This window comes from Hymenobacter cavernae (assembly GCF_014641455.1).
GTDB classification, from domain to species: Bacteria; Bacteroidota; Bacteroidia; order Cytophagales; family Hymenobacteraceae; genus Hymenobacter; species Hymenobacter cavernae.
The window spans coordinates 33794-46558 of sequence record NZ_BMHT01000001.1; the positions used below are offsets into that span (position 1 = coordinate 33794).

The window sequence follows — 12765 nt, forward strand, 5'->3', positions numbered from 1 at the left end:
CTAGGGCGTCGGACCGGGCCGTTCTAGCGCAGGCGGATTTCCGCTACGCTGCATCCTTGCGGTACCATCGGAAAGATGTTGTTCTCCTTAGTTACCATCACTTCCAGTAGGAACGAGCCGGGGTGTTCGAGCATGCGCTGAATAGCAGGGCGCAAGTCGGCCCGCTCGGCCACGCGCTGGCCGGCGATGCCGTAGCCGCTGGCCACCGTCACGTAGTCGGGGCTGGCGATGTTCACGAAGGAGTAGCGCCGGTCGTTGAACAACTCCTGCCACTGGCGTACCATACCGAGGAACTGGTTGTTGAAAATCATGATCTTGACATCAACGCCCGTTTGCATGATGGTACCTAGCTCCTGAATCGTCATCTGGAAACCACCGTCGCCAATGATGGCAACTACTGGGCGCTCGGGTGCACCAAACTTGGCGCCGATGGCAGCAGGCAGGGCAAAGCCCATGGTACCTAGGCCACCGCTCGTGATGTTGCTGCGCGTCTTCTTGAAGTTGGCGTAGCGGCAGGCCACCATCTGGTGCTGGCCTACATCGGTCACGATGATGGCTTCGCCGCCCGTCAACTCGTTGAGTTGCTGCACGATTTCACCCATGGTCAGCTCTTCCGAAGTCGGGAACAGCTCTTCTTGGATGACAGCTTCCACTTCCTGCGCTAGGTAGTCGCGGAAGCGACCTAGCCATTCGTCGTGCGTTTTGGCTTCGACCAGCTCGGTGAGCAGCGGCAGGGTTTCCTTACAGTCGCCCCACACTGGTACCGTCACGGCCACGTTCTTCCCGATTTCGGTTGGGTCGATGTCGAGGTGGATGATTTGGGCTTGCTTAGCGTACTTATCGAGGCGGCCGGTTACGCGGTCATCGAAGCGCATACCGATGGCAATCAGCACGTCGCACTCGTTGGTCAGCACGTTCGGGCCGTAGTTGCCGTGCATGCCGAGCATGCCCACGTTCAGCGGGTGGTCGTTTGGAATAGCGCTATCACCTAGGATGGTCCAAGCCGACGGTATACCACTTTTCTCGATAAATGCCTGAAATTCCTTTTCCGCTGCACCTAGGATAACGCCCTGACCCCACAGCACAAACGGCCGCTGGGCTTGGTTGATGAGCGCCGCCGCCTGCGTAATGTACTCGGGTCGCACGATGGGCTTGGGCCGGTAGCTGCGGATGTGCGAGCAAGGCGTGTAGCCCGGAAACTCAAACTTCTGCTGCTGGGCGTTCTTGGTAATATCAATCAGCACCGGACCGGGACGGCCGCTGCGGGCGATGTAGAACGCCTTGGCTAGCGCCTCGGGGATTTCGCTTGCATCCGTTACTTGGTAGTTCCACTTCGTAACGGGCGTCGTGATGTTAATGATGTCAGTCTCCTGGAACGCATCGGTGCCGAGCAGGTGCGCGAACACCTGCCCTGTGATGCATACCAGCGGCGTGCTATCAATCTGAGCGTCAGCTAGGCCCGTAACCAAGTTCGTAGCGCCGGGGCCGCTGGTAGCAAATACCACCCCTACCCGACCCGACGAACGTGCATAGCCTTGGGCCGCGTGAATACCGCCCTGCTCGTGCCGCACCAGCACGTGGTTTAGCTGCTCTTTGAAGTCGTATAGCGCATCGTAGATGGGGATGATGGCCCCACCCGGATACCCAAAGATCGTGTCCACCCCTTCTTCCAGCAGCGCGAGCAAGGTTGCTTCGGCGCCGGAAATGGTTTTGGGGGCTTGCTCAAGCAAGGTTGGGGATGGTTGCTCTTTCGTTAACATAATCTTCTTCGAGTAAATCGGTAATGCAGCCGTGGCTGGCGTCGCTCACGGTGCGGATGTACTTGAGCAGCACGCCCTGCCGCACCGGCAGCGGCGGACGTTGCCAAGCGGCGCGGCGCTCAGCTAGCTCATCGTCGGAGAGTTGCACATTAATGGTGTTCTCGGTCGCGTCGAGAATAATCCAGTCGCCGTCCTGCACCAGGGCTAGGCCGCCGCCGTCGTAGGCTTCGGGGCAAACGTGGCCAATCACGAAGCCGTGCGTGCCACCCGAAAAGCGACCATCGGTAATCAGCGCTACTTTGTCGCCGAGGCCGGCGCCCATGATGGCCGAAGTTGGCTTCAGCATTTCCGGCATGCCCGGACCTGCTTTCGGCCCCACGTAGCGAATCACGACGACCTGACCCGGTTGAATCTTGTGGTCGGTAATGCCCTGGTTCAGTTCTTCTTCCGAGTTGAACACAATAGCGGGGCCTTCAAACCGCAAGCCCTCTTTGCCCGTGATTTTTGCCACACCGCCCTTGGTAGCGAGGTTGCCATACAGCATCTGAATGTGGCCATCCGCTTTGATTGGGTTATCCAGCGGACGCAGCAAATCTTGCTCAGCACCAAGGGGCTTTACGTCGGCTAGGTTTTCGGCCAGCGTGCGACCGGTCACCGTCATTAGGTCGCCGTTGAGCAGACCGTAGTCGAGCAAGGTGCGCTGCACGGCCGGCACGCCCCCTATTTTCGACAGATCCTCCATCAGGTACTTGCCGCTGGGCTTGAGGTCGGCTAGCACTGGCACGCGGTTGCTCACGGCCTGAAAGTCCTCCATCGTCAGTTTCACACCAGCCGCGTGAGCAATGGCAATGAGGTGCAGCACGGCATTGGTCGAGCCGCCGAGCACGGTGATAACCACCATGGCATTCTCGAAAGCTTCGCGCGTTAGGATGTCGCGGGGCTTCAGATCCAGCTCCAACAAGCGGCGCAGGTACACGCCGGCATCGAGGCACTCCTGCACTTTGGCTGGGCTATCAGCGGGCAACGACGACGAGGCCGGTACGCTCAGACCTAGGGTCTCGATGGCAGCCGCCATGGTGTTGGCCGTGTACATGCCCCCACATGCCCCCGGACCAGGGCAAGCGTTGTGGATGATGCCTTTATAATCTTCGTCCGAAATCTGGCCGTTTACTTTCTTACCGTAAGCCTCAAAGCAGGATACAATGTTGAGTTTCTGCCCCTTAAACTCCCCGCCCCGGATACTGCCACCATACACCATCAGCGCCGGCCGGTTGAGGCGAGCCATAGCGATGAGGGCGCCGGGCATGTTCTTGTCGCAGCCGACCACGCAAGCCAGCGCATCGTAATAGTGCGCGCCGGCCATGGCCTCAATCGAGTCGGCAATAATTTCTCTCGACACCAGCGAGAAGCGCATACCCGCATTACCGTTGGTAATACCGTCGCTCACACCGATCGTGTTAAACCGCAGCCCGACCAAACCCTGCGCGGCCACCCCTATTTTCACATCATCAGCCAGGCCATTGAGGTGCATGTTGCAGGTGTTCCCCTCGAAGCCGGTGGAGCAAATGCCCACAAATGGCTTGCGCAGATCGTCATCCGACAGGCCCGAGCCGATGAGCATGGCCTGTGAAGCCGGCAGGCTGTCGTCCTGCGTGTAGATGCGGCTGTATTTATTTAGGATCATGAAGGTTGTTACTGTGGTCCGAAGCTGAAGCGGTGCTAAGCGTCGGGGCGGTTGTACTAGAGCAGTGGGTTTCGATTGAATTCTTGAGCGCCTCAGCACACATGAGGCAGAATTTCGTGTTGCAACTACCCACGTTTGCGTTGGAGTCGAAAATCATTTCTGTTTATTGTTACTATTTCAAAAGTGGATTTTTATTTAAGCAAGTGTTTGTTTTTAAGATATTTACCAGAAACACAACTACAGTCTCTAACGTGTTTTTGAAGGTTGTTTTATTGTTTTTTTCTGGGTTTGCAGGAACGCGCCACGGCGCGTTCAATCGTTGAACGACCCGTGGCAAGCGTCCGCCCATCGTTCCAGCGGCGCAGCTGACGAACGCGCCGTGGCGCGTTCCTACCTCGTTCAATAGCAGCCATTCTGCCCGAACATCTCCTATATTTAGCCGCACTGACTTTCGCTTTTTCCGCTGCATGCAGGCTTTACTACCCATTCTATTTGCGTTCGTAGTCGGCATGGGCCACGCCTTCGAGCCCGATCATTTGCTCGCCGTAAGCCAGCTCGTCGCCAAGCGCGACAACATGCTGCTGGCGGTGAAGGATGGCTTGTATTGGGGCCTAGGCCACACCACCACGCTGGTGATTTTCGGAGGCATTATCATGCTGGGCAAAGTCACCTTTCTGCAAAGCGGCTACTTTGAAGCGGCGGTAGGCCTGCTTTTGATTACGATGGGCATCGGGCGCCTCACAAACAAAGCCAACTTCAACCTAGGTCAGCAGGTGAAGTACCAGCACAGCTTTGCCTACGCCATTGGGTTGTTGCACGGACTGGCAGGCAGCGGAGCTTTAGTATTATTGGTAATGAGCGAGTTACCTGATCCGCTACAAGCTCTTGCCTATATTTTAGTCTTCGGCCTAGGTTCGGTGGTAGGTATGTTTGGGGCGGCGGCCCTCATGAATATTCCCTTCACGCCTCGCATGCGCATCAGCCGGGTGCTCACCAGCACCGTCATTGTCATTTCCTCCCTGCTCAGCATCGGCTACGGCAGTTGGATGGTCTATGCGAATGTTAAGTTTTGAAAGCTAGGCTACTAAAGAACGTCCTGCTGAGCTGGCCGAAGCATCTCTCCCGCTTCATTGCCTCTCTGCTGATTGTATAACTTGTTCCGCTCCGTAGCCCAGGGTTTAAACCCTGGGCTATTGAACGAGCTTACCGCGCCGCTCTGGCGAAGCGGGAGAGATGCTTCGGCCAGCTCAGCAGGACGTTCTAAATAGGCATTTTCGAATTCGTTGATTATCATTCAACACTTAAAACTCACCACTCAACACTTCCAAAATGCATCTCTCGCCCAAAGACCTCGACAAACTCGTGCTGCACCAAGCCGGCTTCGTGGCCCAGAAGCGCTATGCCCGCGGCCTGCGGCTAAACTACCCCGAAGCCGTGGCGCTGCTCGCGACGCAGCTGCTGGAGTTTATCCGCGACGGCGAGCGGGTGGCGGTGCTCATGGACAAAGGCAAGAAGATCCTAGGTCGGCAGGATGTGCTGGAGGGCGTGGCCGACATGCTGGTGGAAGTGCAGGTAGAAGGCACCTTCCCCGACGGCACCAAGCTCGTGACCGTGCACCACCCCATTTGCCGCGAAGAAGGCTCGCCCGAGCTAGCTCTCTACGGCTCCGGCCTCACCAAAAAGCCGCAGACGCCCTCACCCGATAACTTCATCAACGCCGCTCCCGGCGAGTACCTGCTCGGTAGCGAAGACATCATCCTGAACGAAGGCCGCGCCACCGTGGAGCTAGAAGTGGTCAACATGGGCGACCGGCCAGTGCAAGTTGGCTCGCACTACCCCTTCTTCGAGACGAACCTAGCCTTGCAATTTGACCGCGAAAAGGCGTACGGCTTCCGGCTCAATATCCCGGCGGGCACCGCCGTGCGCTTCGAGCCCGGCGAGCGGAAGCGCGTGACGCTGGTAGCGCTAGCTGGAGAAAAGATTGTGTATGGTGGGAATGGGTTGATTGATGGTAAGTTGGGAGAGGAGAATAAAGCAGCGGCAATGGAAAAGTTAGCTCGATAATTAATCAAGTTATGAACCGATCCAAACTGATTAGCACGTTCTACACCTGGATTACACCTCTAGTTTTAGCAGTAAGCGTTTTTTACTTTCTCCCAATCCTAGCTTGGCTAACTAGAATTGAACAACAACCTAATCGCTGGTTTGAGATAAATGAAGCTTTGGCCTTATGGAGCCTACCTGTTTTTACCTTATGTATCAGTGGCTTTGTTTTCTGCTACATAAAAAGAAGTAATTACCTAGGCTTAATATATGTGATGCTATCAATCATTGCCTGTGGATTGATTCTTCTATTCGCTGGACTCAGTGGTGCTAGTCCCAAATTAGAGAATTAAATAGAGTTATTATAAATATTGAATTAAACAATCATCTAATTGAAATAACAAGGCAATGCTGATTACCGATCTAAACACAGTTCTGCTTGATATATCAGACGCGGCTATGGTTCAAGTTTTATTTTTTTTGTTTAGCCCTTTATTAATATTTTTATCTTTAATTCTATTTGTTAGGGTTGCGTTATACAAAAAAAGAGTTCAATTAGGATTTGGGTTATTATACTTGGTCAATATACTCATTCTCTGTGAAAGATTGATATTAGAACCATCTTCATTTAAATCAATTAAAAATGACTTTCTACCATGGATATTGAACATGAAAGAAGCGAGTATGCAAGGAGAATACAATCCTTTTGTGTATTCAATTAATATTATTATAGTAGGTTTTATCATTAATATACTTTATATTATCTATAACAAAATTTATCAAAATAGGCAAGCTTAGATCATTAAAATTACTAACTGATATTACATACTCATAGCTCATACGTGCAGGAAAGCGGCTTTTTCTACTTCGAAAAGAACTCTTTTAGGCAATCAGCCAATGCAGTGCGTAACATCGGTTATAATTACTGAATTGAACAATCATCTAATTGCTTTCAGACGCAGAAAGAAAACACATTGCCTATGTCTCTCCCCCTCGACCGGCGCGCTTACGCCGATATGTACGGCCCCACGGTAGGCGACAAAGTGCGCCTCGGCGACACCGACCTGATCGTGGCAGTCGAAAAAGACTACTGCATCTACGGGGAGGAGTGCAAGTTCGGAGGCGGCAAAACTCTGCGCGACGGCATGGGACAGGCAGCGGGCGTGTCGCAGGCCGATGCACTGGATATGCTCATCACCAATGCGTTAGTGATTGACTATACTGGCATTTACAAAGCCGATATTGGCATCAAAAACGGCCGTATCAGCGGGATTGGGAAAGGCGGCAACCCTCACATCATGCCCGGCGTGACACCCGGCATGGTGGTGGGCGTCACGACAGAAGTGGTAGCCGGCGAAGGCCAGATCCTGACGGCCGGCGGCATCGACTGCCACATTCACTTCATTAGTCCGCAGCAGATCAACGAGGCCCTAGCTTCCGGCGTCACGACGATGGTGGGCGGCGGCACCGGGCCGGCGGCGGGCACCACAGCCACTACTTGCACGCCGGGCGCATTCTACATCGAGATGATGATGAAGGCCACGGAAGCCTACCCGTTGAACTTCGGTTTCCTAGGCAAAGGCAACAGCTCCAAGCCCGAAGGCTTGATTGAGCAGGTAGAGGCTGGTGCCCTAGGTTTCAAGCTGCACGAAGACTGGGGCACCACGCCCGCAGCCATCGACCAGTGCCTCACCATCGCCGACCAGTACGACGTGCAGGTGTGCATTCACACCGATACGCTGAACGAAAGCGGCTTTGTAGAAACGTCTACTGCCGCGTTCAAAGGCCGCACGATTCACGCCTACCACACCGAGGGCGCCGGCGGCGGCCACGCCCCTGACATCATCAAAATCTGCGGGGAGCCGAACGTTATTCCGTCGTCTACGAACCCGACCCGGCCCTTTACGGTGAACACCATCGACGAGCACCTCGACATGCTCATGGTGTGTCACCACCTCGACAACAACATCCCCGAAGACGTGGCCTTCGCCGAAAGCCGGATCCGCGGCGAGACGATTGCCGCCGAAGATATTCTGCACGACCTAGGTGCGCTTAGCATTATCAGCTCCGATTCGCAGGCCATGGGCCGCGTGGGCGAAGTGCTGACGCGCACCTGGCAGACGGCCCACAAAATGCGGCAGCAGCGCGGCCTGCTCCCCGAAGATGCCCACGGCCAAGCCGATAACTTCCGGGTGAAGCGCTACGTGGCGAAGTACACCATCAACCCGGCCCGCGCCCATGGCTTTTCGGAGGAAATCGGCTCCGTGGAGCTAGGTAAGCTAGCCGATCTGGTGCTGTGGAAACCGCATTTCTTCGGTTCGCGCCCCGAGATGATTATCAAGGGAGGCATCATCGTGCAGTCGCAAATGGGCGACGCCAACGCTTCCATCCCGACGCCCCAGCCGTACTTTTCGCGGCCCATGTTCGGCTCGTTTGGGCCAGCGATTGGTAAGACCTCGATGATCTTTGTCTCGCAGGCAGCGGTGGCACACGTGCAGCAGCATTATGGCTTGCAGAAGCAAGTAGTAGGCGTTAAAAACTGCCGTAGCGTGTCAAAGAAGGATATGGCCTTGAATGACTATTTGCCCAACATTCAAGTTGACCCGGAGACGTACAAAGTGACCGTCGACGGCGTGCACCTGACCTGTGAGCCAGCCACGAAGCTGCCGCTGGGGCAGTTGTATAATCTGTTTTAGAACAATGTAGCGCGAAGCTCCCGCTTCGCGCATCGTTGAACGATAATCGTTGGAACGGCACCTAGCTTCAGTCGTTCAACGATGCGCGAAGCGGGAGCTTCGCGCTACGACCGCCTTATGACCCAATTTGCTCGCCTGCTTCACCTCGTCGACTCGGCCATTCCGACGGGCTCGTTTGCGTATTCCTATGGGTTGGAGAGCAGCATCACCTTTGGTTTGCTCAAGACGCCGTTTGGGCTGCGCAACTACCTGTATTCCTACTTGCAGCAAGTTGCCAGCATGGAGCTGCCGTTTATTAATTCGTGCGGAAAGCCAGGTTCATCCGACCTAGGTCCGGAGCTGCGCGACATCGTGGAAGCGTACGACGCCATGCTACTCGTGCCGACGATCCATCGGGCCAGTCTTGTGCAGGGCAAAAACTGGCTGAAGCTGCTCGAATCGTTTTACCCCGCGGCGCAGCTACGGAACCTAGGTGGTTGGTTTTCAGACAAACAGCTACCGCTACATTTCACCCTGGTATTTGCCCTGGGTCTGACCCGCGCTGGCTTTTCTGTACCCAATCTGCAAACCATGTTCCTCCACATGGCCCTGCGCGACCAGCTCAGCGCGGCCATCCGGCTAGGGTTTGTGGGGCCAATGGCTGGCCATCAGTTGCAGCACGATTTCTACTCCATCTTTGAAGAACTGCTGGCTCGCTATTCTGCCAAAGAGTACCTGGAGGCTTCGAGGTCGGCTTTTTTGCTGGATACAGCGCAGGTTTTCCACGAGGATATTTATTCCAAACTCTTTCAGAATTAAGCAGTTCACTGACGTTCTGACGAGGGTTCCCGCAGAAGCCGCAGAGGAGACGCAGAAGGCGCGGTGCTCTATTTAGCCCAATTCAACATTCAAAACTCAACACTCAAAATTTCAGACAGATGGCTTTTGTCGACAAGCTAGCTTTGCTGCTGCACGGTCACTCCCACGAGGTGCTGGAGTCGCCCGGCGACTACAACGAGCGGGAAACCCGCCGCCTGCCCTCCTACCGCAACTTTCGCAAGCGCGCTTTTACCGTGGGTATCGGTGGGCCGGTGGGCACCGGCAAAACGGCGCTGCTGAAAGCCCTGTGCGAGCGGATGCGCAACGACCACGAGCTAGGTGTGGTGACCAACGACATCTTCACCCGCGAAGACGCCGAATTTTTGATCCGCAACAGCGCCCTGAGTGAAGACCGTATTGTGGGCGTGGAAACCGGCGGCTGCCCGCACGCGGCTATTCGGGAAGATATTTCGTTGAATATGGATGCGTTGGAAGGCCTCATGCAGCGCTTCAATTATAGACTCGATTTCCTGTTTGTGGAAAGCGGGGGCGACAACCTGGCCGCGCACTTCAGCCGCGAGCTGGTCGACTACTCCATCTACGTCATCGACGTATCGGGCGGCGACAAGATACCGCGCAAGGGCGGGCCCGGCATTACGCAAGCTGATTTGTTGGTTATCAACAAGATAGACTTGGCCGAGATGGTCAATGCCGACTTAGGTGTGATGGAGCGCGACTCGAAAAAGATGCGGGGCGAAGGCCCTTTTGTCTTTGCCCGCGCCCTGCACGGCTTCAATCTGGAGGCCATTATCGACCATATTAAGACGGCCAAAGAACGCGCCTTGCAGTCGGTGCGCGAAGACAGGCGGTAAGAGGCCTGCATACCCCTGTCCCAAAACGAACCAAGCATAAGCTCTGTAGATTATTTCTACGGAGCTTTTTTACTGCATAATACTATATAGTAAACACATTTTTAAGCACTTAGCGCTTGAGCTTATCTGTAATAGGCGCGAATTTTGTGGCAGATGAATCCGAAAATGGCGGCGCGTTATACGGGCTTAGCTGTTAAAAGGTTTTCATATTTTAATAGCAAAATTGCATTTCGTGCCTATGCTATTGCAAGGAGTTTCATCGTCCGACACTGAGAAGCAGCGCTTATCAGCCTTACGCCCCTACCAGGCGATGGTGCAGAGCCGCCAGCAAGTGTATCAGGAGGTTGCCCGCTTAACTGCCAAGATCTTCCTGGCGCCCACCGTGCTTCTCTCCCTGGTAGATGCCGATGACGTCATACATGCCGGCACCACCGGGCTGCCGAACCTGGCCGCTTCGCTTCCTCGCGAAGAATGTATCTGCGCCACCGCAGTGTACCAGCCCGGCACCACGGTTCTCCCTGATCTACAGCTTTTTCCCTGTTCCTGGGTACGCCCCGAGCTGCTGGCAGAACGCGGCGTAAGAGCCTACGCCGGTCACCCACTCCAGACGGTGGCCGGCCAGCCCATTGGCGTGTTGTGCCTGATTGACCAGAAGGCCCGCGCCTTCTCGGCGGAGGATCAGTTGGAGCTTCAACGGCTGGCCGCCGTGTCCATGCGCATCCTGGATCTGCAACTGGCCCTGGAACACGAACCGGAGCAAGGACCGGCCGTGTGGCAGGCCATTCACCACCGTATTGCGCTTTCCATCCAGCGCATCGGCACCCTCACGGCGCTGTCGCAGTGGGAAGCCTCGCCGGAAACTCCCGCGGCTCGCTCCTACCGCACCTCCATGCACGAAGAGCGCCTACTCATTACGCAAGAGATTGATCGTGAGATAAGTATCGCCTTCGCCCAGCTTAACACCGGAAGCGCAAGAATGGGAGTGGCTTAGAACGTCGGCGAGTGTAGAGACGCAATATTTTGCGTCTCTCGTTGCTGATGTTGTTTACCTAGGTCATTCTAGGTGATTAGTAGACTATAGATAATACCATCGTTCAACGATGAGACGCAAAATATTGCGTCTCTACATCGTTCTGGCGCTAGCTTTTTGGGCGGGAATCTCTACCAACACTCCGCTTTGCTTAAGCTGTTTGCCAGCTTCCTCCCTACGTTGCTAATACTTCCTTTTCAAAGGATTGTACCCAAACAACTCCTCCCGAGCCAGCGCTTGCATAAGCTGGCTAATGAGCGGATCAAGCGCCAGTCGGCTCTTGGCCAAAGCGCGAGCCAGGTACACACCCTCTTTCACCTTCGACACGGAAACGAGGTAGTCTTTGGCCGTCATCTGAAAGTGCAGCTCGGTGCTTTCCGGCATCTTGAGCGCCATGAGGGCTTCCGCAAGTAACACGAAACGAGCATCATCCGGGTTGCCCACCAAGTACAGCGACAACACCGTTTGGTACTGATCGAAGTTGGCCGGCGACGTGGCGATGTGCTCGTCGGGGTTGAATACGAACCGGTCGAGCACGACAGGGCGACCGGCAACACTGACTTTCAGCTCCGAACAATAGGAGTCGAACGCGAATTTCTCGCCGCTATCCATGCGGCCAGAGTGCAGCCAATCGGCCACCAGCAGCAAAGAGCCAGGACCTAGGTTCCAGTGCTGCACCTGGCGGTAGCGACTGTTTTCCTGCAACACAACCGGGTCGGGAAATACCACGGCCAGCCCGTTGCCGACCAGCTCGCCTACCAGCACCTGCTCGGCCACGGCGCCATCTACCGACCGAAAAATCTTAGTATTGGCCTGGGTGCTGAGCAACAGCCGGGTATTGGCTTGGCAATGCAGCCGCAGCCAGATTTTGTCGCCGGCTACCATGCCGCCGCCGTAGCTCGACAGCACGACGTAGCAACCCGCAGCCACCGAGCCGGGGTTCAGAATCTTGAGCGGCTGAATATTTTTGCAGGTAATCAGCGCCGACTTGCCGCGCACGGTGGCTACCTCAATCTCACTCCACTCCGTTACGGGCTTATTAACAAGCGCTTGCGGTTGCATGACCTAGGTTTCTACGAAACCGTTTTGCCTTGCAGCACCGCGTCTAGTTCGGCCAGCCCACTGATTTCGTAGGTTGGCCCAAGCGCCCGACACTCGGCGGCATCGCCCATGCCGTAGCTGGCCCAGCACGAATCAATGCCGCAATTGCGGGCAAACAGCAGGTCCGACTGCGTGTCGCCAATCATCAGTATCTCGTCGAGCGGCACCTCGGGAAAGTGCGGCTGGATGATCTGCTGGAAGATCATAGGGCTAGGTTTCAGCTCCAGCTGTTTATCGGGGTAGCTGCCGTCGCCGATCAGTAACGATATAAACGGCAGCATCTCAAAGCGTTCCAACGAAGCTTCCAGCACGCGGCTGCCTTTGTTACTGAATACCACCGGCGTAAAGCCTTGCGCGGCGGCCTGAGCCAGCACCTGCTGGGCACCCGGAAACGGCTTCACCAAAGGCTCGCCCTGCTCGGCATAGATGCCGCGGTAGATCGGAACCCACTCGATTATTTGCGCGGGCGTGGCCGTGGGCTGTAGCACTTGCAGCGTCACGGGCGCCGACAGCCCCATTTCGACGGTGCGCTGAACATCCGCCTCGGGCGGCGTGGGCAGGTTGTACGTCAGGAAAAACTGTTGAAGGCTGTGATAAATGGCCTGGCGTGAATCGCACAGCGTACCATCATAATCGAACAGCAAAAGAGAATAAGCCATAAGCGAAGGTAAGCCGGCGGCGTCAATCCGTAGCGCCCCAAAGTAGGATTGGCGGTTATGCTTGGGTTACCAGATGTTACAAATAGCTTTTTGCAGGCAAGCTATACCGTCGAGCTTCGCCA

Annotated in this window: 10 protein-coding genes; 6 read left to right on the forward strand and 4 right to left on the reverse strand. The window is 55.4% G+C overall.

Annotated features, from left to right (window positions below; all coding sequences use genetic code 11):
- Positions 1 to 23: 23 nt before the first annotated feature.
- Positions 24 to 1760 carry a biosynthetic-type acetolactate synthase large subunit gene (ilvB, locus tag IEX74_RS00165; protein WP_188809804.1) on the reverse strand — a complete coding sequence of 579 codons (1737 nt, stop codon included), beginning with the start codon at positions 1758 to 1760 and terminating at the stop codon, positions 24 to 26.
- A complete protein-coding gene (gene ilvD / locus IEX74_RS00170) occupies positions 1723 to 3444 on the reverse strand; it encodes a dihydroxy-acid dehydratase (protein WP_188809806.1) in 1722 nt (573 codons plus the stop codon). The genes ilvB and ilvD overlap by 38 nt, the downstream gene beginning before the upstream one ends.
- A 467-nt stretch (positions 3445 to 3911) precedes the next feature.
- On the opposite strand from ilvD, the gene IEX74_RS00175 reads away from it, so the two are divergent.
- From IEX74_RS00175 to IEX74_RS00200, 6 genes are all read left to right on the forward strand, one after another.
- A complete protein-coding gene (locus IEX74_RS00175) occupies positions 3912 to 4517 on the forward strand; it encodes an urease accessory protein (RefSeq protein WP_188809809.1) in 606 nt (201 codons plus the stop codon).
- Between the two features lie 256 nt (positions 4518 to 4773).
- The gene (locus IEX74_RS00180; RefSeq protein WP_188809811.1) at positions 4774 to 5508 is read left to right on the forward strand and encodes an urease subunit beta; all 735 of its coding nucleotides are present in this window, start codon (positions 4774 to 4776) and stop codon (positions 5506 to 5508) included.
- A 959-nt stretch (positions 5509 to 6467) separates the two neighbouring features.
- The gene (gene ureC / locus IEX74_RS00185) at positions 6468 to 8183 is read left to right on the forward strand and encodes an urease subunit alpha (protein WP_188809813.1); all 1716 of its coding nucleotides are present in this window, start codon (positions 6468 to 6470) and stop codon (positions 8181 to 8183) included.
- Between the two features lie 117 nt (positions 8184 to 8300).
- Entirely contained in the window at positions 8301 to 8981 is a 681-nt protein-coding gene (locus IEX74_RS00190) for an urease accessory protein UreF (protein WP_188809815.1), read from the forward strand.
- Positions 8982 to 9100: 119 nt separating this feature from the next.
- Positions 9101 to 9853 carry an urease accessory protein UreG gene (gene ureG, locus IEX74_RS00195; RefSeq protein ID WP_188809817.1) on the forward strand — a complete coding sequence of 251 codons (753 nt, stop codon included), beginning with the start codon at positions 9101 to 9103 and terminating at the stop codon, positions 9851 to 9853.
- Positions 9854 to 10091: 238 nt separating this feature from the next.
- Positions 10092 to 10844: a GAF domain-containing protein gene (locus IEX74_RS00200; protein ID WP_188809818.1), complete on the forward strand. Its 753-nt coding sequence runs from the start codon at positions 10092 to 10094 to the stop codon at positions 10842 to 10844.
- A gap of 222 nt (positions 10845 to 11066) precedes the next feature.
- Here IEX74_RS00200 and IEX74_RS00205 read toward each other — a convergent pair whose 3' ends face one another.
- Positions 11067 to 11945 carry an urease accessory protein UreD gene (locus tag IEX74_RS00205; RefSeq protein WP_188809819.1) on the reverse strand — a complete coding sequence of 293 codons (879 nt, stop codon included), beginning with the start codon at positions 11943 to 11945 and terminating at the stop codon, positions 11067 to 11069.
- 11 nt (positions 11946 to 11956) lie between these two features.
- Positions 11957 to 12643 (reverse strand): HAD family hydrolase, encoded by a 687-nt coding sequence (locus IEX74_RS00210; protein WP_188809820.1) that lies wholly within the window; start codon positions 12641 to 12643, stop codon positions 11957 to 11959.
- Between the last annotated feature and the right edge of the window lie 122 nt (positions 12644 to 12765).

Excerpts from the sequence above, each read along its gene's own strand:
- ilvB (WP_188809804.1), bottom strand. The coding sequence starts at position 1,760 with ATGTTAACGAAAGAGCAACCATCCCCAACCTTGCTTGAGCAAGCCCCC.
- ilvD (WP_188809806.1), bottom strand. The coding sequence starts at position 3,444 with ATGATCCTAAATAAATACAGCCGCATCTACACGCAGGACGACAGCCTG.
- IEX74_RS00175 (WP_188809809.1), top strand. The coding sequence starts at position 3,912 with ATGCAGGCTTTACTACCCATTCTATTTGCGTTCGTAGTCGGCATGGGC.
- IEX74_RS00180 (WP_188809811.1), top strand. The coding sequence starts at position 4,774 with ATGCATCTCTCGCCCAAAGACCTCGACAAACTCGTGCTGCACCAAGCC.
- ureC (WP_188809813.1), top strand. The coding sequence starts at position 6,468 with ATGTCTCTCCCCCTCGACCGGCGCGCTTACGCCGATATGTACGGCCCC.
- IEX74_RS00190 (WP_188809815.1), top strand. The coding sequence starts at position 8,301 with ATGACCCAATTTGCTCGCCTGCTTCACCTCGTCGACTCGGCCATTCCG.
- ureG (WP_188809817.1), top strand. The coding sequence starts at position 9,101 with ATGGCTTTTGTCGACAAGCTAGCTTTGCTGCTGCACGGTCACTCCCAC.
- IEX74_RS00200 (WP_188809818.1), top strand. The coding sequence starts at position 10,092 with ATGCTATTGCAAGGAGTTTCATCGTCCGACACTGAGAAGCAGCGCTTA.
- IEX74_RS00205 (WP_188809819.1), bottom strand. The coding sequence starts at position 11,945 with ATGCAACCGCAAGCGCTTGTTAATAAGCCCGTAACGGAGTGGAGTGAG.
- IEX74_RS00210 (WP_188809820.1), bottom strand. The coding sequence starts at position 12,643 with ATGGCTTATTCTCTTTTGCTGTTCGATTATGATGGTACGCTGTGCGAT.